22 protein-coding genes and 1 pseudogene are annotated in these 23,025 nt (G+C 71.4%); 4 read left to right on the top strand and 19 right to left on the bottom strand.

From position 1 onward, the window contains the following. Positions 1–77: 77 nt before the first annotated feature. The 12 genes and pseudogenes from glmM to prmB all read right to left on the bottom strand — a co-directional run. Entirely contained in the window at positions 78–1,463 is a 1,386-nt protein-coding gene (glmM, locus tag ACW7G5_RS08400) for a phosphoglucosamine mutase (protein ID WP_457003539.1), read from the bottom strand. Continuing rightward, entirely contained in the window at positions 1,460–2,356 is an 897-nt protein-coding gene (accD, locus tag ACW7G5_RS08395; protein ID WP_457003538.1) for an acetyl-CoA carboxylase, carboxyltransferase subunit beta, read from the bottom strand. Before accD ends, glmM begins: the two co-directional genes overlap by 4 nt. 46 nt (positions 2,357–2,402) lie before the next feature. Then, the gene (gene trpA, locus ACW7G5_RS08390; protein WP_457003536.1) at positions 2,403–3,242 is read right to left on the bottom strand and encodes a tryptophan synthase subunit alpha; all 840 of its coding nucleotides are present in this window, start codon (positions 3,240–3,242) and stop codon (positions 2,403–2,405) included. Next, positions 3,239–4,453, bottom strand: coding sequence for a tryptophan synthase subunit beta (gene trpB, locus ACW7G5_RS08385; protein ID WP_457003534.1), 1,215 nt, complete (start codon positions 4,451–4,453; stop codon positions 3,239–3,241). Before trpB ends, trpA begins: the two co-directional genes overlap by 4 nt. Continuing rightward, positions 4,446–5,138, bottom strand: coding sequence for a phosphoribosylanthranilate isomerase (locus tag ACW7G5_RS08380; protein ID WP_457003532.1), 693 nt, complete (start codon positions 5,136–5,138; stop codon positions 4,446–4,448). Before ACW7G5_RS08380 ends, trpB begins: the two co-directional genes overlap by 8 nt. 1 nt (position 5,139) lies before the next feature. After that, the gene (truA, locus tag ACW7G5_RS08375) at positions 5,140–5,967 is read right to left on the bottom strand and encodes a tRNA pseudouridine(38-40) synthase TruA (protein ID WP_457003531.1); all 828 of its coding nucleotides are present in this window, start codon (positions 5,965–5,967) and stop codon (positions 5,140–5,142) included. 51 nt (positions 5,968–6,018) lie between these two features. Then, a complete protein-coding gene (locus ACW7G5_RS08370; RefSeq protein ID WP_457003529.1) occupies positions 6,019–7,947 on the bottom strand; it encodes a type IV pilus assembly protein FimV in 1,929 nt (642 codons plus the stop codon). 85 nt (positions 7,948–8,032) lie between these two features. Beyond that, a complete protein-coding gene (locus tag ACW7G5_RS08365; protein WP_457003527.1) occupies positions 8,033–9,049 on the bottom strand; it encodes an aspartate-semialdehyde dehydrogenase in 1,017 nt (338 codons plus the stop codon). Positions 9,050–9,191: 142 nt separating this feature from the next. Next, positions 9,192–9,941: a sulfurtransferase gene (locus tag ACW7G5_RS08360; protein WP_457003525.1), complete on the bottom strand. Its 750-nt coding sequence runs from the start codon at positions 9,939–9,941 to the stop codon at positions 9,192–9,194. A gap of 9 nt (positions 9,942–9,950) precedes the next feature. Then, positions 9,951–10,931: a 2-hydroxyacid dehydrogenase gene (locus tag ACW7G5_RS08355; protein ID WP_457003523.1), complete on the bottom strand. Its 981-nt coding sequence runs from the start codon at positions 10,929–10,931 to the stop codon at positions 9,951–9,953. Next, positions 10,924–12,033 carry a chorismate synthase gene (aroC, locus tag ACW7G5_RS08350; protein WP_457003978.1) on the bottom strand — a complete coding sequence of 370 codons (1,110 nt, stop codon included), beginning with the start codon at positions 12,031–12,033 and terminating at the stop codon, positions 10,924–10,926. Before aroC ends, ACW7G5_RS08355 begins: the two co-directional genes overlap by 8 nt. A 136-nt stretch (positions 12,034–12,169) precedes the next feature. Next, positions 12,170–13,084: pseudogene (prmB, locus tag ACW7G5_RS08345) on the bottom strand (50S ribosomal protein L3 N(5)-glutamine methyltransferase); the annotation flags it as partial. Positions 13,085–13,191: 107 nt separating this feature from the next. Here prmB and ACW7G5_RS08340 point away from each other — a divergent pair. From ACW7G5_RS08340 to ACW7G5_RS08330, 3 genes are all read left to right on the top strand, one after another. Continuing rightward, the gene (locus ACW7G5_RS08340) at positions 13,192–13,839 is read left to right on the top strand and encodes an SCO family protein (RefSeq protein ID WP_457003521.1); all 648 of its coding nucleotides are present in this window, start codon (positions 13,192–13,194) and stop codon (positions 13,837–13,839) included. Beyond that, positions 13,836–14,681, top strand: coding sequence for an archaetidylserine decarboxylase (gene asd / locus ACW7G5_RS08335; RefSeq protein ID WP_457003520.1), 846 nt, complete (start codon positions 13,836–13,838; stop codon positions 14,679–14,681). Before ACW7G5_RS08340 ends, asd begins: the two co-directional genes overlap by 4 nt. Positions 14,682–14,752: 71 nt before the next feature. After that, a complete protein-coding gene (locus tag ACW7G5_RS08330; protein ID WP_457003519.1) occupies positions 14,753–16,570 on the top strand; it encodes a DEAD/DEAH box helicase in 1,818 nt (605 codons plus the stop codon). A 168-nt stretch (positions 16,571–16,738) separates the two neighbouring features. On the opposite strand, the gene ACW7G5_RS08325 is transcribed toward ACW7G5_RS08330, so the two are convergent. Further along, on the bottom strand, positions 16,739–16,915 hold the full coding sequence (locus ACW7G5_RS08325; protein WP_343275823.1) for a hypothetical protein: 177 nt from the start codon (positions 16,913–16,915) through the stop codon (positions 16,739–16,741). A gap of 356 nt (positions 16,916–17,271) precedes the next feature. Here ACW7G5_RS08325 and ACW7G5_RS08320 point away from each other — a divergent pair, with 356 nt between their 5' ends. After that, positions 17,272–18,453, top strand: a complete 1,182-nt coding sequence (locus ACW7G5_RS08320; protein WP_457003517.1) for an NAD(P)/FAD-dependent oxidoreductase — start codon at positions 17,272–17,274, stop codon at positions 18,451–18,453. A 30-nt stretch (positions 18,454–18,483) separates the two neighbouring features. Here the strand turns inward: ACW7G5_RS08320 and ACW7G5_RS08315 are convergent, their stop codons facing one another. The 6 genes from ACW7G5_RS08315 to ACW7G5_RS08290 form a co-directional block, all read right to left on the bottom strand. Further along, a complete protein-coding gene (locus ACW7G5_RS08315; protein WP_457003515.1) occupies positions 18,484–19,116 on the bottom strand; it encodes a hypothetical protein in 633 nt (210 codons plus the stop codon). Between the two features lie 51 nt (positions 19,117–19,167). Next, a complete protein-coding gene (locus ACW7G5_RS08310) occupies positions 19,168–20,067 on the bottom strand; it encodes a hypothetical protein (protein WP_457003514.1) in 900 nt (299 codons plus the stop codon). Continuing rightward, entirely contained in the window at positions 20,064–20,438 is a 375-nt protein-coding gene (locus ACW7G5_RS08305; protein WP_457003512.1) for a DUF6164 family protein, read from the bottom strand. Before ACW7G5_RS08305 ends, ACW7G5_RS08310 begins: the two co-directional genes overlap by 4 nt. An 86-nt stretch (positions 20,439–20,524) precedes the next feature. Next, positions 20,525–21,145 (bottom strand): HD domain-containing protein, encoded by a 621-nt coding sequence (locus ACW7G5_RS08300; protein ID WP_457003510.1) that lies wholly within the window; start codon positions 21,143–21,145, stop codon positions 20,525–20,527. Next, complete coding sequence (locus ACW7G5_RS08295; protein WP_457003509.1) at positions 21,133–21,984, bottom strand: spermine/spermidine synthase domain-containing protein; 852 nt, start codon at positions 21,982–21,984, stop codon at positions 21,133–21,135. Before ACW7G5_RS08295 ends, ACW7G5_RS08300 begins: the two co-directional genes overlap by 13 nt. Before the next feature lie 105 nt (positions 21,985–22,089). Further along, entirely contained in the window at positions 22,090–22,899 is an 810-nt protein-coding gene (locus tag ACW7G5_RS08290; RefSeq protein ID WP_457003507.1) for a hypothetical protein, read from the bottom strand. Between the last annotated feature and the right edge of the window lie 126 nt (positions 22,900–23,025).

The raw sequence follows: 23,025 nt of genomic DNA, 5'->3' as shown, positions 1-23,025 counted from the left end.
GGGCGCGGTCATGCGCGGTTGGGAGGCGGTTGTGGAGTGATCGGTCGCAGCTATAGCTGTTCCCACATGTGCACTGCTCAGGCGACGGCGCGCACCGCGGCGGCGAGCTGTTCCAGGGTCGCCGTCACCAGCGCCTCGTCGTCGGCCTCGACGGTCACGCGGACCACGGGCTCGGTGCCCGAGGGGCGCAGGAATGCCCTGCCCCGCCCCTCCACCGCGCGCTGGGCCTCTGCCAGCGCCGCCTTGACGCTGTCGACCTCCACCGGCCGCGAACCGCTGGCGACGCGCACGTTGATCGTGCGCTGGGGCACCTTGCGCAGTTCGCGCAGTGCATAGGCCAGGGACATGCCGCGCCGGTGCAGCACTTCCAGCACCTGCAGGGCGCTGACGATGCCGTCGCCGGTGGTGGACCTGTCCAGGCACAGCAGGTGGCCGGACGCCTCGCCGCCCAGGACGCCACCGCGCTCCACCAGCGCCTTGTGGACGTAACGGTCGCCGACCTTCGTGCGGATGAAGCCGATGTCGCGGGCGGCAAGTGCCTGCTCAAGCGCGAAGTTCGTCATCAGCGTGCCTGCCACGGGGCCGCGCAGGCGGCCACTTTCCTTCCAGTCGCAGGCCAGCAGGTAGACCAGGTCATCGCCGTCGCGCACCTGGCCGTCGGCATCGACGAACACCACCCGGTCGCCGTCGCCATCGAAAGCGATGCCGAGTTCGGCGCCGGACTCGCGCACGCGTGCGGCCAAGCCTTCGGGCCAGGTGGAGCCGACGCCATCGTTGATGTTGAGGCCGTTGGGGTCGACGCCGATGGCTTCGACCCGCGCGCCCAACTCGCGCAGCACCATCGGTCCGATCTGGTACGTGGCTCCGTGCGCGCAGTCGACCACGATGCGCATGCCGTCGAGATCGAAGCTGCGCGGCACCGAACCCTTGCAGGCCTCGACATAGCGGCCGACCGCATCGCGGGTGCGGATCGCCTTGCCGAGCCTGTCGGAAGCCACGGTGCGGAAGGGCTGGTCAAGCGCCGACTCGATGGCGAGTTCGGTGGCGTCGTCGAGCTTCTCGCCCATGGCCGAGAAGAACTTGATGCCGTTGTCGTGGTGCGGATTGTGCGATGCCGAGATCACGATGCCGCCGTCGGCCCGCATCGAGTGCGTGAGGTGCGCGACCGCCGGCGTCGGCATCGGTCCCATCAGCTGCACGTCGACGCCTGCAGCGACCAGGCCGGCCTCCAGCGCGGCCTCGAACATGTAGTTCGAGATCCGGGTGTCCTTGCCGATGATCACCATCGGCTTGCGCCACTCGCCGCCGTCCTTGACGCGCGCGGTCAGCGCGTGGCCGTAGGCATTGCCCAGGCGCAGCATGAAGTCGGCCGAGATCGGGCCTTCGCCCACCCGCCCGCGGATGCCGTCGGTGCCGAACCAGCGGCGCACGCCGCCGGCAGTCGCGCTGCGCTGGGTGCTCATGACGCGACCTCGTCGGCCTGCTCCGCGGGCGGCGCGGGTTGGCGCATCAATATCGCCAGCAGCGAGGCGATGCGTCCGCGCAGCTCGCGGCGGTCGCAGATCTGGTCGATGGCGCCGTGCTCGACCAGGAACTCGGAGCGCTGGAAGCCTTCGGGCAGGGTCTCGCGCACGGTCTGCTCGATCACCCGCGGGCCGGCGAAGCCGATCAGGGCCTTGGGCTCGGCGAGGTTGATGTCGCCGAGCATCGCGAACGAGGCCGAGACGCCGCCGGTGGTCGGATGGGTCATCACCGAAATATAGGGCAGCCCCGCCGCGCGCAGGCGGCCGAGCGCGGCCGAGGTCTTGGCCATCTGCATCAGCGAAAACAGGCTTTCCTGCATGCGCGCGCCGCCGCTGGCGGAGAAGTTCACGAAGGGCGAGCCGATCTCGAGCGCGCGTTCGGCAGCCAGCGTGAAGCGCTCGCCCACGACCGAACCCATCGAGCCGCCCATGTAGGCGAAGTCGAATGCGCTGGCAACGATCGGGCTGCCTTTCAGCCGGCCTTCCATCGCGATCAGCGCGTCGCGCTCGCCGGTGGATTTCTGCGCGGCCTTGATGCGGTCGGCATAGCGCTTCTGGTCACGGAAGCGGAGCACGTCGACCGGGCCGAGCGCGGCGCCGATCTCGCGGCCGCTGCCGGCATCGAGGAAGGCCGCCAGGCGCGCACGGGCGCGGATCGGCATGTGGTGGGCGCACTTCGGACAGACCTCGAGGTTTTCCTCGAGCTCCGGGCGGTAAAGCACCACCCCGCAGCTGTCGCACTTCTCCCACAGCCCCTCGGGCACGCTGCGCTTGCGTGCGGGGCTGCCCTCGGTGCGGATGCGGGCGGGCATGATTTTCTTCAGCCAGGACATGCGTTTGCTGTGATCCTTTGCGGACTGGGCCGCGAACCCGTGGAGTTTAGCCCACTGCCCCGCCGGCGCCGGCATCCAGGGCCCGGCGCAGGGGCGCCAGGAAGGCGGCCGCCGCCGCCGCGGCCGCGCCGCTGCCGGCAGCCTCCATCACCTTGACCAGGGCGCTGCCGACCACGACGCCGTCGGCATCCACTGCCATGGCCGCGGCGCTGGCGGCGTCGTGGATGCCGAAGCCGGCCACCACCGGCACCGGACTGCGGGCGCGGATGGCGCGCAGGTGCGCGGCCGCGGCAGCAGAGTCCAGGCGTGCGGAATCGCCGGTCACGCCGGCAAAGCTGACGTAGTACAGATAGCCCTGCGCGAGTGAGCAGAGCATCTCCACGCGCTCGGGATCCGTGGTGGGCGATGCCAGGAGCACCAGCGCCACGCCGCGGGCGGAGAACGCATCGCGGAACTCCGCGGCCTCCTCCGGGGGCAGGTCGACCAGCAGCACGCCGTCCACCCCGGCATCGGCGGCGGCGGCGGCAAAGGCCGCGGCACCGCGGATCTCCACCGGGTTCAGATAACCCATCAGCGTTACGGGGGTGTCGTCGTCGCGCTCGCGGAACTCGCGCACGCGCTCCAGCACCCAGGCCATGCCGGCGCCGCGCGCCAGCGCGCGCTCGGAGCTGCGCTGGATGGTCGGGCCGTCCGCCATCGGGTCGGAGAACGGCACGCCGAGCTCTATCGCATCGGCACCGGCCTCGACCATCGCGTGCATCACCGGCACCGTGTCCTTCAGCCCCGGATCGCCTGCGGTGATGAAGGGCACCAGGGCCTTGCGTCCGGCTGTGCGCAACGCGGCGAAGCGGCGCGCGATTCGCGGCGCGACCTCGACGGCGCTCATACCTCCACTCCTTCGCGCGCGGCGATGGTGTGCACGTCCTTGTCGCCGCGACCCGACAGGTTGCACAGCACCAGCGCGTCCTTCGGCATGTCGCGTGCGAGCTTGATCGCCTGCGCCACCGCGTGGCTGGATTCCAGCGCGGCGAGGATGCCTTCGGTGCGCGCCAGCAGATGGAATGCCTCCAGCGCCTCGTCGTCGCTCACGCCGACGTACGTGGCGCGGCCGGTATCGGCGAGGAAGGCGTGTTCAGGACCGACGCCGGGATAGTCCAGGCCGGCGGAGACGGAGTGGGTTTCGATCACCTGGCCATCGTCGTCGCAGAGCACATAGGTACGGTTGCCGTGCAGCACGCCCACGCGCCCGGCCGAGATCGAGGCCGCGTGCCGGCCGCTGTCCATGCCCTCCCCCGCGGCCTCGGCGCCGACCAGGCCCACGTCGCGGTCGTTGAGGAAGGCGTGGAAGATGCCGATCGCGTTGCTGCCGCCGCCGACGCAGGCGGTGACCACGTCCGGCAGGCGGCCGTGGCGCTTCAGCATCTGCGCGCGCGCCTCCTTGCCGACCACCGCGTTGAAGTCGCGCACCATGCGCGGATACGGATCCGGGCCCGCCACCGTGCCGATGATGTAGAAGGTGTCGCGGACGTTGGTCACCCAGTCGCGCATCGCCTCGTTGAGCGCGTCCTTGAGCGTCGCCGAGCCGCTGGTCACCGGCACCACCGTCGCGCCCAGCAGTTTCATGCGGTAGACGTTGATCTTCTGGCGCTCGATGTCGGTCGCGCCCATGTAGACCACGCACTCCAGGCCCAGCCGCGCTGCGACCGTGGCGCTGGCCACGCCGTGCTGGCCGGCGCCGGTCTCGGCGATGATCCGGGTCTTGCCCATGCGGCTGGCGAGCAGCGCCTGGCCGATGGTGTTGTTGATCTTGTGCGCGCCGGTGTGGTTCAGGTCCTCGCGCTTGAGCAGGATGCGCGCGCCACCGACGTGGCGCGACAGGCCCACGGCCTCGTAGATCGGGCTCGGCCGGCCGACGTAGTCGGCGAGGTCGGCTTCGAACGCGGCGATGAAGGCCGGATCGCCGCGCGCCGCGTCGTAGGCCGCGGCCAGCTCCTGAAGCGGCCCGGCCAGGGTCTCGGCGACGAAGCGGCCGCCGTGGCGACCGAAGTGGCCGCGGGCGTCGGGGAAGGCGTGGAAATCGGCCGGCATGTCACTCATCGCGCATCTCCTCCAGAACTGCTGCTTCATCATCATCCGTACGGCAATCGCTGCGGCGCACCTCGGCCACGAAGGCGCGCATCAGGTCACCGTCCTTCTGACCGGGGGCGGACTCGATGCCGCTGCTCACGTCCACGCCCCACGGCATGGTCGCGGCCACGGCATCATGGACGTTGCCGGGCGAAAGCCCACCGGACAACAGCAGCGGCCGGGTCAGCGTGCGCGGCAGGGCCGACCAGTCGAATGCGCGCCCGCTGCCGCCGTCATGGCCGCCGCCATGGCTGTCGAATAGGAACGCCGACGCGCCCGGGAACGCGGCCGCCAGGGCCGGCCCCTCCACCGGGGTCCCGGCGCCCATGCCCACCGCCTTGAGGTAGGGCAGCCCGAAGCGGCGGCAGAAGGCATCGTCTTCATCGCCGTGGAACTGCAGCAGGCTCGGCCGCACCTGCTTCACCACCTCGCGGACCTCGTCGGCGGAGTTGTCCCGGAACACGGCGATCGCATCGACCAGCGGCGCCAGCGCCTCGCGCAGGACGCGGGCCTCGGCGACGTGGAGCCGGCGCGTGCTGCCCCGTGCGAAGACGAAGCCGATTGCGTCGACACCGAGCTCGCTCGCGAGGCGGACGTCGCCGGCGCGGGTCAGGCCGCAGAATTTGATGCGCGTACGGAAGAGGGTGCGTGGCATGTCAGGGGCGTGGCAGGGGAAGGGGTCCGGACGCAGCGCCGGGGCAATCCAGCGTGACTTCCGGAGGGAGGCCGCAGTCCGCGGGATACAGGGGGCCGAGGAACACCAGGCCGCCCGAGGGCGCGGTCGGGCCGGCATGCCGGCGGTCGCGCGCGGCCAGCACCTCGGCGACCCACTGCTCCGGACGGCGACCGCCGCCCACTTCCAGCAGCGATCCGACGATGTTGCGGACCATATGATGCAGGAACGCGTTGGCCTGGACGTCGACCACGATGACGTCGCCCTCGCGCGTCACGCTGATCCGCTGCAGGTCGCGGCGGGCGTGTGGCGCCTGGCAATGCACGGTGCGGAACGACGTGAAGTCGAGCTCGCCGACCAGGGCCTGGGCGGCGCGGTGCATGGCATCGGCGTCCAGCGGGTGCCGGCTCCAGGCCAGGTACTGGTGGCCGAGCGCGGGCCGGACCGGGCGGTTGAGGATGCTGTAGCGGTAGCGGCGCGCGCGCGCGGAGAACCGCGCGCTGAAGTCGTCGTCAACCTCGCGACACCAGCGCACCGCCATCGACGGCGGCAGCAGCGAAGTCGTGCCCAGCATCCAGCTGCGCGGATCGCGCAGGGCGTCGCTGTCGAAATGCACGACCTGGCAGCGCGCGTGGACCCCGGAATCGGTACGGCCGGAACAGATGGTGGCCACCGGCGCATCCGCCACTTTCGACAGCGCCGCCTCCAGCGTCGCCTGCAGGGTCCGCGCGTTCCCGGCGCCGGCGCCACCCAGTCGCTGCCAACCCAGGAAGTCGCTGCCGTCGTATTCGGTGCCCAGTGCGTAGCGCATGGTGTGCAATGACCGGCCGCGCCGCGCACAGTCGCGGCGGCGGCACAGGCGTCAGGCGATTCCTTCCAGCAGGCGCGAGGCCTCCGCACGCGCGGCATGGTCGCCGGCATCGACGACTTCCTGCAGCAGGTCGCGGGCGGTGGCGACGTCGCCGAGGTCGAGGTAGGCGCGGGCCAGCTCGATGCGCTCCGCACCACCGGGCGCCGGATTGAGCGATGCGATCACCGCCGCATCGTCGGCATCCACGTCGGTGCCGGTGCCGGTGCCGGTGCTGATGTCGGTGCCGGCGCGCGCGGGCACGCGCTCCGGCGCGACCTGGGCCACGGGCACGGCTGCGTCGGTGCCTGCAGCGCCCGCATGCCATGCCGGCGTTGCGGGAAGCGGCGCGGCCCGCACCTGCTGCGGCGCGTCGGCAAGCGACTCGCCTTCCGCTGGCGACGACGATTCGGCCGCCAGGGTGGACGCGTCGAAGCGCGGCCGGGGCGTGGCCTTCGGTGCGCGGCGGATCAGCAGCCAGGCGACCGCGGCGACCAGCAGCAGAGCCAGGCCGATCCACGCCCACGGCAGGCCGCCAGCCTCGGTCGCGGCCGGCGGTGGTGGCTCCGCGGCAGGTTCGGACGAGGTCGCAAGGCGCTCCTGGACCGCGGCCAGTTCGCTGTCCTTCATCGTGATGAGCTGTGCCTGCTGCGCCTGCAGGCGCTCGAGGTCCGCGACGCGGGCCTTGAGTTCGTCCACTTCGGCCTCGCGTGCAGCCAGGGTTTCCTGGCTCTGGTGCAACTCCTGTTGCATTTCCTGTCGCAGCATTTCGCCCTCGCCACCGGCTTGGATGCCGGATCGTATGCCTGCCTGAAGCCCGCCGGCCGCCGACGGCGGCACGATTTCCAGGCGTGCGTCCGCGGTCCGTGCCACCGTCGCCGGTTGCGTCTCCGCTTCGCCCTCACCCGCCTGCGCGGGCGCGGCGTCGGCGGTCGCACCCTCGGCAACGTCGGCAACGTCGGGCTGCGGTGCCGGACTCGTCATGTCGCGCCAGGCCGCCACCTGCTCGCGCATCAGCGCCCGTGACTCGCGCAGGTCCAGCCCGGCGATCTCGCTGCGATCCGGGATACGCAGCACTGCGCCCTGGCGCACCAGGTTGAGGTTGCTGGCGATGAAGGCTTCGGGATTGGCGCGGAACAGCGCCACGATGGCCTGCTCGCGGGTGACGCCATCGCCGACAAGCCGGGCCGCGATCGCGCCCAGCGTCTCGCCGGCCTGCACGGGGCCATATTCGCCGGAGGGCGTGGATGCCTGCGCAGGTGGTGCCGCCGGCATTGGGGCCTGCGTCGCCACCGGTGCGGGCGCGATGGCGGCAGTGGGCGCAGGTTCGTCGGCTGCGGCGGCGTCAGCGCGTTCGGCGACAGCGCCGTCTTCATCGGCAACGGCGCCATCAGCCGCGACCGCGTCGTCGGTTGCGTCGGCTTCATCGGCCGATGCGGCGGCGCCCGCTGGCACGGCGGCGGCCTCGGGCGCGCGCAGGACGGTGTTCGCAGGCGCGGCCACCGGCGCCTCGATGACCGGCTGTGCCGGCGCCGCCACGGTCTGCGGCGCATCGACCAGCGCGGAGTATTCGCGTACCAGGCGCCCCTGCCCCCAGTCGACCTCGACCAGGAAGGTCAGCATCGGCTGGGTGACCGGCTCGCGCGTGGTGACGCGGATCACCGGTTCACCGCGGGCGTCGAGCGCGACCCTGAACTCCAGCCCCGCGACCACGCTGTCGGGCGCCGGAAGGCCGATGCGCCGGAACGTGTCCGGCGACGCCAGGCCCGCGCGCAGCTGGTCGAGTTCGGCGGAATCGTTGGAAATCACCTGGATCTCGGCCAGCAGCGGCTGGCCGGCGCGCGACTTGACCTCGATCCGGCCCAGGCCCAGCGCAAGCACCTGGCCCGCGAACAGCGCCAACAGCACGCCGCACATGGCGGCCCAGCGGATTGCTCGCATCATTCGCGGTGTCGTGTGCACTCGTTCCCCCGTTGCATCGCGTGGACTCTAGCGGCCCGTGGCCTCGAATGGCAACGCGGGAGCTGCATCAGCGCTCGCCGACCACCAGTTCCGCGACCTGCACCGCATTCAAGGCCGCGCCCTTGCGGATGTTGTCGGCCACCACCCACAGGTCGAGCCCGCGCGGGTGCGAAAGGTCCTCGCGGATGCGGCCGACGAAGACCGCGTCGCTGCCCGAAGCGTGCGTGACCGGCGTCGGATAGCCGCCGGCAACGCGTTCATCGACTACCTCGACCCCCGGCGCGGCTTCCAGCAGCGCGCGCGCCTCGGCGGCGCTGATCTTTTCCCTGGTTTCGATGTGCAGCGCCTCGGCATGGCCGTAGAACACCGGCACCCGCACCGCGGTCGGGTTCACCTGGATGCTGTCGTCGCCCAGGATCCTGCGTGTCTCCCAGACCAGCTTCATCTCCTCGCGGGTGAAGCCGTTGTCCATGAACTCGTCGATCTGCGGGATCAGGTTGAAGGCGATCTGCACCGGGAAATGCGCAGGCTCGGCGCCCCGGAAGCCCAGCAGCGACGCGGTCTGGCGGCCGAGCTCCTCGAGCGCCACGCGGCCCGCGCCCGACACCGACTGGTAGGTCGCGACGTTGATGCGCTCGATCCCGACCTTGCGGTGGATCGGCGCCAGCGCCACCAGCATCTGCATGGTCGAGCAGTTGGGGTTGGCGATGATCCCGCGCGGGCGCGGCTTCACCGCCTCGGGGTTGACCTCGCTGACCACCAGCGGCACGTCGTCGTCCTGGCGGAAGGCCGAGGAATTGTCGATCACCACGGCGCCGGCGGCGGCGAATTTCGGCGCGTACTCCCTGGACACCGCTGCACCCGCGGAGAACAGGGCGATGTCGACGCCAGCCGGGTCGAAGGTCGCCAGGTCGCGGACCACCACCTCGTCGTCGCCGAAAGCCACCGTCCCGCCTGCCGAGCGGTCGCTGGCCAGCGCCACCAGCTCGCTGACCGGAAACTCGCGCTCGGCAAGGATCGAGAGCATCGCTTCGCCCACCGCGCCGGTTGCGCCGACCACGGCCACCTTGTACTGCCTGCCCATGGGGGACTCCGTTCGTTGAGGGCGCGACCGGTGCCGCGCAGCGGGGCATTATCGCGCGTGGCCGGCGGGAATGGTTGCGGCGCGGGGCGGCGGCCGCTGACGCGGTTCACCCCGAGTCCGCGGCGGCACCGCGGCGCGGGGCTCAGGCCGACGTCGCGTCGTCGTCCGCGGCGGCGCGCAGCCCCGGGTCCAGCGCGATGCGCCCGTCGAAGACGAAGCAGCGGCCTTCGTAGCCGGCGCCGCCCATGGCCTCGAAGTAGCCGAGGATCCCGCCATCGAGCTGCAGTGCGTGCTCGAAGCCCTCCGCGCGCATCCAGCGCACCGCCTTCTCGCAGCGGATGCCGCCGGTGCAGAAGCCGACCACGGTGGCGTCTGCGAGCGCTTCGCGGTGCGGTTCGAGGGCGGCCGGCAGCTCGGTGAAGTTGTCGATCGGCAGCGTGAGCGCGCCCGCGAACGTGCCGTGGCCGACCTCCTCGCGGTTGCGGGTGTCGAGCAGCACCAGGCGCCGGCCATCGTCGTCGCAGCCGCGCTCGATCCAGCGTGCCAGGTCCTCGGGCGCCACCGCCGGCGCGCGACCGTCCAGGGGCGAGATCCCGTCGCGGCGGAAGCTGATGATCTCCGGCTTGTGCTTGACCTTCAGGCGCGCGAACGGCTGCGCGAGGCTGTGGCTGACCTTGGCCTGCAGGCCAGCGAAGCGCGCATCGCCGCGCAGCAGCGCGAGGAAGGCGTCGATGCCGGCGCCGCTGCCGGCCAGGAACAGGTTGATGCCTTCGTCCGCGACCAGGACGGTGCCGAGGAGCGCATGTGCTTCGGCCCAGGCGCGGACACGCGCGACGGCGGCGGCGGGGTCGTCGATGGCGACGAAGTGATAGGCGGCGATGCTGGTGTACATGGCCGCATTCTACGGAAGCGGGTTGGGTGGCCGTCCGGCGTCGGGACCGCGGCCCAGCGCCGCGACCAGGTTGTCCACCGCCAGCGACACCATCGCGCGCCGCGTGGGCAGGCTGGCGCTGGCGATGTGAGGGGTCAGCACCACGTTGCGGCAGGCGGCGAGTCGCGGATCCACCGCGGGCTCGCCCTCGAAGACATCCAGTCCGGCGGCGGCCAGGCGCCCGCCCTGCAGCGCTTCCGCCAGCGCGCCCTCGTCGACCAGCCCGCCGCGGGCGATGTTGGTCAGCGTGGCCCCGGGCTTCATCCGCGCCAGCGCGGCGGCGTCGATGATGTGGTGGTTGGCCGCCGTGTACGGCAGGACCAGAACCAGGTGGTCGGCTGCCTCCAGCAGCGCGTCACGCTCCACCCAGGTGGCGGCGCAGTCGCGCTCGACCGCGTCCGGCAGGCGGCCGCGGTTGTGGTACAGCACGCGCATGTCGAAGCCGCGGGCGCGGCGCGCAATGCCCTGCCCGATCCGGCCCATGCCGAGGATGCCGAGCGTGCTGCCGTGGATTTCCGCGCCGAGCAGCTCGTGGAAGCCCCAGCCCTGCCAGTTCCCCGCGCGCAGCCAGTGCTCGGCCTCGGTGATCCGCCGCGCCGCAGCCATCATCAGCGCGAAACCGAAATCGGCGGTGGTTTCGGTGAGCACGTCCGGGGTGTTGGTGGCGACGATGCCGCGCGCGGCCAGCGCCGCGACGTCGAGGTTGTTGTAGCCCACGCCGACGTTGGCGACGGCGCGCAGCTTCGGGGCGCCGGCGATTTCGGCCTCGCCGATGCGGTCGTTGAGCGTGACCAGCGCGCCGTCGGCGTCCGCCAGCGCGGCCGCGATCGCCTCCGGGGCGTGGTCGCTGATGGCGGGCGTCCGGGTGACGTCGAACCACTGCTCCAGCCGCGCCTCGATGTCGCGGTACAGGGGCTGCGATACCCACACCCGCGGCCGTGCGTCAGCCATGGCCGCTCCCGCCGGGCGACGCCGGGATGCGCGGCGCGACCGCAGCGACGTCGCCGCACTGGGCGCGATGGCGCAGCGCCTGGTCCATCAGCTCCAGGGCCAGCATCGCCTCGCAGATCGGGGTGGCGCGGATGCCCACGCAGGGGTCGTGGCGGCCGGTGGTGACGATGTCGACAACTTCGCCCCCGACGTCCATGCCCGGCACCGGCAGGCGCAGGCTGGAGGTCGGCTTGAAGGCCACCGAGCAGACCAGCTGCTGGCCGCTGCTGATCCCGCCCAGCACGCCGCCGGCGTGGTTGGACAGGAAGCCGTCCGGGGTCATCGTGTCGCGGTGCTCGCTGCCCTTCTGCGCCACGCTCGCGAAGCCGGCGCCGATTTCGACGCCCTTGACCGCATTGATCGACATCATCGCCGCGGCGATGCCGGCGTCGAGCTTGCCGTAGACCGGCTCGCCCCAGCCGGGCGGCACACCGTCGGCGACCACGGCAACCCGTGCGCCGACGGAATCCCCGGACTTGCGCAGCGCATCCATGTACGCCTCGAGTTCCGCAACCTGCGCCGCGTCGGGCCAGAAGAAGGCGTTGTCCTCCACCGCGCCCCAGTCATGGGCCTGCGGCACGAGGTCGCCGATCTGCGCGAGGTGGCCGCGCACGGTGACGCCGTGGCGTTCGGCCAGCCACTTCTTCGCGATCACGCCCGCGGCCACGCGCATCGTGGTTTCGCGCGCGGAGCTGCGGCCACCGCCGCGCGGGTCGCGGATGCCGTATTTCTGCCAATAGGTGTAATCGGCGTGGCCGGGGCGGAACTGCGTCGCGATGCGCGCGTAGTCCCTGCTGCGCGCATCCGAATTGCGTATCAGCAGCGCGATCGGAGTGCCCGTCGCCAGGCCGTCGTACACGCCCGACAGGATCTCGACCACGTCGTCCTCGCGGCGGGCGGAGGTATGCCGCGACCGCCCGGTGGCGCGACGCACCAGGTCGTGCGCGAAGTCTTCCGGTGCCAGCGCGATGCCCGGCGGGCAACCATCGACCACGCAGCCGATCGCCGGACCGTGGGATTCGCCGAAGGTGGTGACGCGCAGCAGCTGGCCGAAGGTGTTCAGGGCCGCGCCCCGCAAGGATCCCGCTGGCCCGCTGGCGCGCGCATCAGAACAGGCTGTCCGGCTCGCTGCCGGTGCCGCCCGCGTCCGCTGCAGGCGCGCCCGCGGCCATCGCGGGAGCCGCGGCCACGCCGCCCTCGCGCTCCGCCGCCAGCGCGGTGATGCGCGCGCTGTGGCTCACCAGGTCATGGCGCTCGACCACGAACACGCCCATCTGCCCGACCTTGAACTCCACCCACATCAGCGGCAGCTCGGGCAGGAGCTTCGTCAACGCGCGCTCGGCCTCGCCGACCTCGCAGATCAGCACGCCCTCATCGGAGAGGTGCAGCGGCGCGTCGCGCATGATCTTCAGCACCAGGTCCAGCCCGTCGTCACCCGCGCGCAGGCCCATTTCGGGCTCGTGGGCGTACTCGCGCGGCAGCGCGTCGGTCTCGTCGTTGGTGACGTAGGGCGGGTTGCTGACGATCAGGTCGTAGTGCTCGCCCTGCAGGGCCGAGAACAGGTCGGACCTGAGCAGGCGGACGTTGTCGGCCATCAGCCGGCGCTCGTTCTCTCCTGCCAGTGACAGGGCTTCGTCGCTCAGGTCGACGCCGTCGACGTGCCAGTCCGGGTTGTAATGCGCCATGGCGATCGCGATGCACCCGGAGCCGGTGCACAGGTCCAGCGCGCGACGCACCTCGCGGCCGGCAAGCCAGGGCTCGAAGCCGGATTCGATCAGCTCGGCGATCGGCGAACGCGGCACCAGGGCGCGGCTGTCGCTCTTGAAGCTCAGGCCCGCGAACCAGGCTTCGCCGCACAGGTAGGCCGCGGGCACGCGCTCCTCGATCCGGCGGATGAACAGCGCAAGCACGTCTTCCTTCTCGGCCTCGGTCACCCGCGCGGTGCCGTACACCGGGCTCAGGTCGTGCGGCAGGTGCAGCGCATGCAGGGTGAGCTGGGTCGCTTCGTCCAGGGCGTTGTCGTAGCTGTGGCCGAAGGTCAGGCCGGCCGCGTTGAAACGGCTGGCGCCGTAGCGGATCAGGTCGATGATGGTCTGGAGCTGTTGGGTCGTCATGGCGCGCGTTCACGGCGCTTTCGCCGGGGCGGGCAGTATAGCGAAGCGGCCGCGGACTCCGGCGCGGCCCGTTATCATGTCCGGTCACTCCCGGCGTCCGAGGCACCATGTTCAACCGCACCGTCCTGATCGTGCTCGTGGCCGCGCTTGCCGCAGGCCTCGGCCTCGTCGCCTCGCAGAAATGGTTCGGCCGCGACCGCGCCCCGGCCCATCCGGAACTGGAGACCGTGCGCCTGTTCCCGCAGGCCCGCGAGCTGCCGCCGTTCGCACTGCAGCAGTCCGACGGCACCCAGCTGGTTCCCGGCGAGCTGCACGGCCACTGGACCCTGGTGTTCCTCGGCTTCACCCACTGCCCGGACGTCTGCCCGACCACGCTGGCCGACCTGGCGCGCGCGCAGAAGGAATGGGAGCCGCTGCCCGAGGCCAAGCGGCCGCGGGTCCTGTTCGTCTCGGTCGACCCGGAGCGCGACAGCCCCGACCGCATCGGCGAATACGCGGCCTTCTTCCATCGCGACACGCTCGCTGCAACCGCCGACATCCCCGCGCTGGAGGAATTCGCGCGCTCGCTGTCGCTGGTGTTCATGAAGGTCCCGGCCGCCGACGACGCGCCCGCGGACCAGTACACGATCGATCACTCGGCCGCGCTGGCCCTGCTCGATCCCGCCGGACGGATGGCGGGCGTGATCCAGGGGCCGCTCGACCCGGCGGCGATCGCCGCCGATCTGGCCACCCTGACCGCGGCATCGCCACAGTGAGCCTGGTCACCCGGCTCAGCCATGTCCTGCCCCACCGCCTGCTGTCGGGGGCCGCGCGCCGTCTCGCCTATTCGGACAATCCACGGCTGCGCCGCTGGCTGATCGACACGGTGGTGCGCCGTTTCGGCGTGGACCTGTCGGAAGCGGCGAATGCCGATGCCGCCTCCTATCCGACCTTCAACGCCTTCTTCACCCGGGCGCTGCGCCCGGATGCGCGCGTGGCCGACCCCGACCCGGCCGCCATCCTGATGCCGGCCGACGGCCGCATCAGCCAGTGCGGCCCGATCCGCGACGGGCGGATCTTCCAGGCCAAGGGCCAGTCCTTCACCGCCGCCGAACTGCTGGCCGACGAAACCGCCGCCGCGCCCTACGCCGATGGCCTGTTCGCCACCGTCTACCTCTCGCCGCGCGACTACCACCGGGTGCACATGCCCTGGGACGGTCGCCTCCTGCGCACGGTCCACGTTCCCGGTCGCCTGTTCAGCGTCGGCCCGGCGGCCGTGGCCCGCGTGCCGCGGCTGTTCGCGCGCAACGAGCGCCTGGTCTGCCACTTCGCCACCGACTTCGGGCCGATGGCCGTGGTGATGGTCGGCGCGCTGTTGGTATCGGGCGTGGAAACCGTCTGGAGCGGCGAGGAAATCCCGGCCTATGGCGACCGCGTGGCCAGCAAGGACTACGTGGGCGAGACGGTGGATCTCGCGCGGTTCGCGGAAATGGCGCGCTTCAACTACGGCTCCACCGTGATCGTGCTGCTGCCGCCGGGCGTGGCCGAACTGGCGCCCACGCTCGGTGCCGAAGCCCCGGTACGGCTCGGCCAGCGGCTGGCCACGCGCACGTCCTGACGCCGCGAAGGCGCTGCGGAGCGTAGAATCCCACACCCCACCAGGCCATCCGGCCCGCCAGAGGCCGCTTGATGAGTTCCGACGCCCCCACTCCGCTATTCACCGATCTCGGCCTGCCGCAGCCGCTGCTGCAGGCATTGACCGCCGTTGGCTACGAAGCCCCCTCGCCGATCCAGGCCGCGACCATCCCGCCGCTGATGGCCGGCCGCGACGTGCTCGGCCAGGCCCAGACCGGCACCGGCAAGACCGCCGCCTTCGCCCTGCCGGCGATGGCGCGCCTTGACCCGGCCGCGCGCAAGCCGCAGGTACTGGTGCTGGCACCGACCCGCGAGCTCGCGATCCAGGTCGCCGAAGCGTTCCAGACCTACGCCGCCTTCCTGCCCGGCTTCCAGGTGCTGCCGATCTACGGCGGCCAGGGTTACGGCCCGCAGCTGCAGGCCCTGCGCCGCGGCGTGCAGGTGATCGTGGGCACGCCCGGCCGCGTGATCGATCACATGGAGAAGGGATCGCTGGACCTGTCCGAACTGCGCATGCTGGTCCTCGACGAGGCCGACGAGATGCTGCGCATGGGCTTCATCGACGACGTCGAGGCGGTACTTGCCCGCACCCCCGAGACGCGCCAGGTGGCATTGTTCTCGGCCACCATGCCCCCGCCGATCCGGCGCATCGCGCAGAAATACCTGCGCGACCCGGTCGAGGTCGCAATCAAGTCGTCCACCAGCACGGCGCGCAACATCCGCCAGCGCTACTGGATGGTGAGCGGCACCAACAAGCTCGACGCCGTGACCCGGATCCTCGAGGCCGAACCCTTCGACGGCATGATCGTGTTCACGCGCACCAAGCTCGCCACCGAAGACCTGGCTTCGCGGCTGCAGGCGCGGGGTTTCTCCGCCGCGGCCATCAACGGCGACATCGTCCAGGCCCAGCGCGAGCGCACCATCGCCCAGCTGAAGGACGGCAAGATCGACATCCTGGTGGCGACCGACGTCGCCGCGCGGGGGCTCGACGTCGACCGCATCAGCCACGTGCTGAACTACGACGTGCCCTACGACACCGAGAGCTACGTCCACCGCATCGGCCGCACCGGCCGCGCCGGGCGCAGCGGCGAGGCGATCCTGTTCATCGCCCCGCGCGAACGCAACATGCTGCGCTCGATCGAGCGCGCCACGCGCCAGCCGATCGAACAGATGGAACTGCCGAGCGTGGAGACCGTCAACGACGCCCGCATCGGCAAGTTCAAGCAGTCGATCACCGATACCCTCGCGGCCGGCGAGCTCGGCCTGTTCCAGTCGCTGGTCGAGGACTACGAGCGCGAATTCAACGTACCCGCGATCGAAGTCGCCGCGGCGCTGGCGAAGATGGCGCGCGGCGACGTGCCGCTGCTGCTCGATCCGCCGCGGGCGAAGCCTGCGCCCGCCCCGACGGCCTTCGGCCAGGATCGCGAATACCGCGAGCGCCCTGCCCGCCACGAGCGCGCGGACCGCGGCGAGCGCCCCGCGTTCCCGAAGAAGGAGCGCGTCGCACGCGCGCCGTCGCCGGGCATGCAGACCTTCCGCGTCGAAGTCGGCTACGACCACGGCGTGAAGCCGGGCAACATCGTCGGCGCGATCGCCAACGAGGCCGCGCTCGAATCGAAGCACATCGGCCGCATCGAGATCTTCGAGGACCACAGCCTGATCGAGCTGCCCGAAGGCATGCCCGAGCAGACCATGACCCACCTCAAGGGCGTCTGGTGCGCCGGCCAGCAGCTGCGCATCACCCGCGACGGCGAAGCGCCGGACACCGCGGGCGGCAAGGGCGCCGGCCGCAAGCCGTTCGAGAAGAAGCCCTTCGCGAAGAAGCCGTTCCCGCCGCGCAAGCCGCACCGCAAGGGCCCGCAGCCGGAGTAACGCGGCCGGATACGCGCTTGGAGTCGCTGTCCTCGCCGCTGCCTGTGCCGCCCGCTGCATTTGCCGCTGTGGGAGCCGCCATAGCGGCGATCGCGGCCATGGCCGCTCCCACGAAAGCACAGCTTGGTCGCAACGGTGGACGCTTCTGCCGTCGACAGCTGGGACCCCTCAGGGGCCGAGGACGTGGATCACTTCCTCCAGCGGTGGCCAGCCCAGCATCGGCGCCAGCCACCAGTAGGCAGCCACCACGATCAGCAGCCACAGGGCGATCTTCAGCACCACGCCTGCGACCTTGAACGCGAGGTACAGGCCGATGACGATCGCGACCAGGCCGAGCCAGGTCACGGTCGCACCCGGGCACGCGCCGCGGCGTTGGACGGAAGATGGCAAGGATTGAGGGTCTGGTCACGCATCCGCACATTCTACGTGGGCGGTGCGCTCCCGCACGAACGCACGCGCGATGTCGGGGCTTCGTGGGGGAGCGTGTCGCTTCGGCGGGTTGGAGTCTGTTGGCTTCGGGGCACAGCACTTCCCCCGCCAGCCGCCTCCCGCGGCGCGGGCCATCCGGGTGAAACCGCCTTGCACCGCGCGAGCCTTTGCGGAGCCATCTCTCGGGGCACGGACTCTCCCGGACGCCGCTTTCACGCCTTCATGCCGGTGCCATGCCTCGCCACGCAAAGCCCCCGGGCTATCCTGTCGCGATGACGATTTCCTGTGACGTGCTGGTCATCGGGGCCGGCGCCGCCGGGCTGATGTGTGCGATGACCGCGGGCCAGCGTGGCCGGCGCGTGCGCGTGGTCGAGCGCGCCAACAAGCCCGGCAAGAAGATCCTGATGTCGGGCGGCGGCCGCTGCAACTTCACCAATACCGGCACCGGGCCCGCGAACTTCATCTCGGCCAACCCGCACTTCTGCAAGTCGGCGCTGGCGCGCTACACGCCCGCCGACTTCATCGAACTGGTCGACCGCCATGGCATCGCCTGGCATGAAAAGGAACTCGGCCAGCTGTTCTGCGACGACTCGGCCAAGCTCATCGTGCGCATGCTGCTGGACGAGTGCGCCGATGCCGGCGTCGACGTCGACATCGGCTGCGATGTCCAGAGCGTCACCCGCTCGGACACGGGGTTCCTGGTGGACACCGCGCGCGGACAGGTCGCCGCCGGATCGCTCGTGGTCGCCAGCGGCGGCCTCTCGATCCCCAGCCTCGGCGGCAGCGGCCTGGGCTATGCGCTGGCGCGGCAGTTCGGGCACGCGGTGCTTCCCACGCGCGCCGGGCTGGCGCCGCTGGTGCTCACCGGCAGCCATTCCGAGCGCCTGCAGGGCCTGAGCGGCGTGGCGCTGGAGGTGGAGGCCTCAAGCCGTGGGCAATCGTTCCGCAACGCCATGCTGGTCACCCATCGCGGCCTCAGCGGTCCCGCGATCCTGCAGGTCTCGTCCTACTGGGATGCCGGCGAACCGCTGTCGATCGACCTGCTTCCCGGCACCGACGCACTGGCGTTCCTGCGCGAACAGCGCGCGGCGCACCCCGCCACCGAGCTGCGCAACGTGCTGGCCGAGCGCATGCCGCGCCGCTTCGCCCAGCGCCTGTGCGAACACTGGCTGGGCGACCGGCCGCTCCGGCAGTTCGATGAGCCGGCGCTGGCGCGCGCCGCGGCCGCGCTGTCGGCGTGGCCGGTGGTGGCCAGCGGCACCGAGGGCTATCGCACCGCCGAAGTCACCCTGGGCGGCGTCGACACCGACGGCCTGTCGTCGTCGACGATGATGTCGCGCCAGGTGCCGGGGCTGTTCTTCATCGGCGAAGTCGTGGATGTCACCGGCTGGCTGGGCGGCTACAACTTCCAGTGGGCCTGGGCATCGGGCCGCGCAGCCGGTGGCGTGGCCTGACCAGGCTTGGCCGCCCGCGGGTTTCCAGGCTCAGGCCTCGGCCTCGTAGCTGGCCGCAGCGCACAGTTGCGTGTCCTGGGCCGCAGCGGCCGGAATGCCGTCCCCCTGCAGGGCGATCAGCTTGACCACCCGCAGGTCCTGCTCGACGTAGCTGGCCAGCGCCAGGAAGCCGGTCTTCATGCTGCCGCAGAACGCCTGGCCATCATCGGCGCGGGTTTCGTCGAGCACCCGACGGAGCTCCACTGGATGCCGGGCGTCGATCATCATCACGTCCGCGTAGCGCTGGCCGGCGCTGAACTCGTCGCCACCGTGGACGATGGCAACGCGTTCGGTGACGAAGACGACGCCGTCGGCGCCACTGATCCGGGAGTCCTCGATCTCGAGCGTACCGGTCATGGCGGCGCCCACGCGGTCGGCCGCGACGAAACGACCGATCGCCACCGGCTGCAGGGTGGGAGGTGCGGCGCGTTCGATGGGCGCGTTGGCGGTATCCGGCTCCAGCGATGCGCGGGGCGCCGGCGGCGGCGCGCTGGTGGCCGGTGGCTGGGCGTCGCCCGTTGCCGCGGCAGCACCGTCGTCTCGCGCGCAGCCGACCGCCGCGAAGCCCGCGGAGCAGGCGAACAGGGTCCAGGCGATGGCGGAGCGGCAGGTGCGAAGGTTCAATCGGGGATCCGGCGTTCAGAAGCACAGGAGCCAATGATAATCGCCCGGCGTTCAGTGCGCGTCAGGGGCTGACCCGAGGTCGGGCGGTGGAGACGGAAGCTCGGGCGTGCTGTCGCTGAGGATGCGCAGGCTCTCCTCTTCGCGGCGACGGCGCTCGGCGACAGCATCGGGATCCTCCGCTTCCTGCGCGCCATAGGCGTCGGCAGGAGAGAGTGGCTGCATCGATGTGCCTGAAAACCAACGCTGCGGCCCGGCTTCGGCCGTGGCCATGTCCTGCCTGCATTCAACCTGGATCGAACCGGCTGCAACGCTGCCGCCGGCAACTTCCTGCACCCTCACGGCGAGCCCGGACACGTCGCCGTGCTTGGCCAGTTGCCGACAGGCCGATGCCACCGTGGAATGCCCCGCCCCGCGCCCGGACACCACCAGCAGCATGGTCATGCGATCGACCCAGCCCGCACCACTCACGCCTGGCATCGCCGCGACATCGCGGCGCGCAGCCTCGCGGCGCACGGCGCTGCCGCGGTCGGCCAGCAGGATTTCGCGATGCACCTGGGCACCGAGATCCGCGAGCCGCGCAGCCGCACGCTCGCCGTCGCCGGCGCGTGCGTCGCGGCCGATGGCTTCGACTTCATCGGCCGCGGCCGCTTCCGCATGGCGGTCAGCGGCGGCCGGCGGAGCCGCCACCAGCGATCGCGGGCGCTCCTGCGGCAAGGTGGCGGCGGCAGGGACAGGTGCCGCTGTCGGCACCGTCGGTGCGTCGGTCGCCTGCGAAAGCCCTGCGGACGGTCCTGCCTCCGGACCCAGCCAGTCGCGGACCTGCCGGTATCCGAACCACGGCAGCACCAGCACCAGCACCACCGCGATCCGGAAGACGAGGCGGCCCTGGCGCTTCCTGCGATGCGCCGAACGATCCGGCCAGCGTGCCTTCGCGGGGCGTTCCGGATTCACGTCCAGGCTTGCCACAGCAGCACCACGGGCAGCGCCGCCAGTGCAAGCAACAGCACGATGCCCGCGGCCGCGCGCGCCACGCGACCCGGTTCGTTGCGCAGCACGTCGGCAAAGGTCTCGCCGCTGCCCGTGCGCAATGCGTCGGCCCGCTCGGCGCGGGCGCGGGCCTGGCGCGCGGCCTGGTATTCGTCCATCAGCCGGCGCGCGCGCGGATAGTCCGCATCGTCGCTGACCCAGATGCCGCCGTATGAAATGCCCCAGCGGCTGGGCCGGGTCTCATGGAACCCGATGTCGTTGGCGCCCAGGAACTCGCGGACCTCGTCCGCCTCGTCCTCCGGGACCATCCTCATGTTGAGCAGCAGCTTGGCCATAGTGTCGAAGGATACCCGCCGCCCTTGACCGTGGTACGAAAACGATGGCCCCGGCGCAGACGGCCACGCCGGCCGGCTGCCGCGGCTCAGCCAGCCACGCCCAGGCGGCGGCGCAGGTTCGCGCGTGCCGCGGCATCAAGGCGCTCGTGGAAGAACGCGCTGAGGTAGATGCGATCGCAGCGCACCAGGCCACGCAGGAAGCGCCGTCGATTGATGCGATACAGCACGCCCGGCACGGCGTCGCTGTATTCCTCGGCGATAGCCCGGTCATAGGCGTCAAAGGCAGCGGCGTCGGCACCAAGGATGGCCATGTCGCAATCCAGGAAGTGGCGGCGGTCGTCGCCATCCGGGCCTTCGCCAAGCGCTTCCGGACGCAGGCTCCCGTGGCGGGCGGTCAATTCAATCAGATCGACGACGTGGCCCACGTCGATCCCGGCATCGGGCAGCCAGCGTGCGATCTCCTGCGCGGCCAAGCGTGCCGAACGGGCCTCGTTGTCCCTGCGCCCGGCGTCGTAGATGGCGTCGTGGTAGAGCATGGCGAGCCAGGTTTCGTGCGGGCGCGCCCAGCCCGGTCCCGCGGCGACCTCGTCGAAATGGCCAAGCACCGCCTCGACGTGGCCGAAGTGGTGGTAGGCGCGCGGCGGAGTCGCATAGGCGGCATGCAGCCGCTCGAGCATCGCCGGCGGCAGCGGGATCACCTGGCGCATGCCATCTCCGACCCCAGCCGCAGTTCCCGCGCCACCTGCTCGAAGGCCGGGGCAAGCTCCTGCCAGGCCTCGTCGCCGAGCACCGCGCGCGCGGCATCCAGGGTGGCGCTGTCGCCGCACGGTTCGTCGCCGGTCCACGCGAACACCACGCGGTTGCTCATCTCCGCCTCCTGCACCACCCGCACCCGGTCGCCGCCGAACGCCTCCCGGAGCTGCATGATGTACGGCGCGCAGCCGTCGCCGTGCAGGTTCGCGGCCATCACGCCGCCCGCGGCCAAGGCATCGCGGCAGGCGCGGAGGAAAGCCGGCGTCGACAGGGCTTCGGGAATGCCGGCGGCGTCGTAGCCGTCGACCAGGAGCAGGTCGTAGCGTCCGGGCCGTGCGGCGATGAAGCGGGCGCCGTCGTCGAACGCAACTTCCAGCCGCGCATCGTCATCGGGAATCCCGAAGCTGCGACGCAGCGCGATCACGCCCGGATGGTTCTCCACCACCTCCAGCCGCGCTCCGGGCAATTGGCGGTGCAGGAATTTCACCTGCGAGCCACCACCCAGGCCGACGATCCCGATGCGTCGCGGCCGCGGCTGCCACAACAGCGCTGCCAGCATGGTCCTGGTGTAGTCGATCAGCAGCCGATCGGGCGTGTCGCCGCGCATCCGGCTCTGCGTCTGGCCGCGCCGGAAGTGCAGCGAGACATAGCCCTTGTACTGGTGCAGCCGTGCCGGCGGAAGCCGCAGCCCGGTGGGGTCGAGCGGCCCTGCCCCGCGCAGCCGGGCGAACGCCTCCGCCAGCCTTCCGAACCAGCCCCTGTCGCCTTCCACCCGCACCTCCACCTTGTACATTCATGGGCGTTGCGCACCGTAGCGGTTGCGCCGGCGCGGTTGAAACCGTTTACAGCGTACGCCGCCTGAACAGCTGTCGCCCGGAAGCGTCATTCTCAGAGCGCGTTAAGCGTGCGCACCGTGAAGTGGAGGCGAACGACTCCAGGGAGCACCACAATGACCTTGCATCCAGTCCCCATGTTCCTCGCGATCATGCTGTCGATCGGGATCGCGCTTCCGGCAACGGCCGACGCGCTGGAGCGTCCGCGCGAGGCGCGCACGCATCAGAACGATGACAACCGCCCCCGAAGGCAGGAGGCGGCTCGCGAGGCGCGCAAGCGCCCGGACGAACAGCGCCAGCGCAACCAGGCCGCGCGTGGCGGCGATCGCGCCGGCAAGGGCCAGGGTGGCCCAGAACAGGCATCCCGGCAGCGCCGTGATACGCCGGCGCGGCAGCGCGATGCCGGGCAGCAGAGGCCGTCGGCTGCGCGCGAACACCCGCAGCAGCGCCAGGCCGCACAGCGCCAGGCACAGCAACGCCAGGTGCCGCAACGGGAAGCCGCGGGGCGCCGCGAAGCAGCGCAGGGCCGCGCCACGGATCAACGCGACAATGCCGGACGGAGCCGCATTGCGGAGCAGCGCCAGCGCATTGCGGAACAGCGTCGGGATGCCGGACAGCGCCACATTGCGGACCAGCCCCGCGCCCCGGACCAGCGTCGCAATGCCGACCAGCGTCGCAGTGCCGACCAGCGTCGCAATGCCGACCAGCGTCGCCAGGCCGACCGGCGCCAGGGCCGGGGCGTCGACCAGCGCGAACGCGAACGGCGCGTCGCCCAGCAGCGCCAGCGCGAAGCCCAGCACCAGCGTCATCGACGCGAGCTGCGTGATGCCCAGCGTCGCCACGAGCAGCGCCTTGCCCAGCAACGCCGCGTCCACCAGCAGCGCTACCTGCGCAACTACTACTCCCGTGTCCACGCGCGCGACCCGCGCTGGAGCAGCTACAACGCCGCCTGGTACAGCGCGCCCGCCAGCTATCGCTACCAGCGCGCAGGCCACTACTAC

It is taken from the genome of Luteimonas sp. A501 (assembly GCF_054052085.1).
Note: the sequence above shows the minus strand (reverse complement) of the source record. Positions and strands in the feature narration are given on the sequence as shown.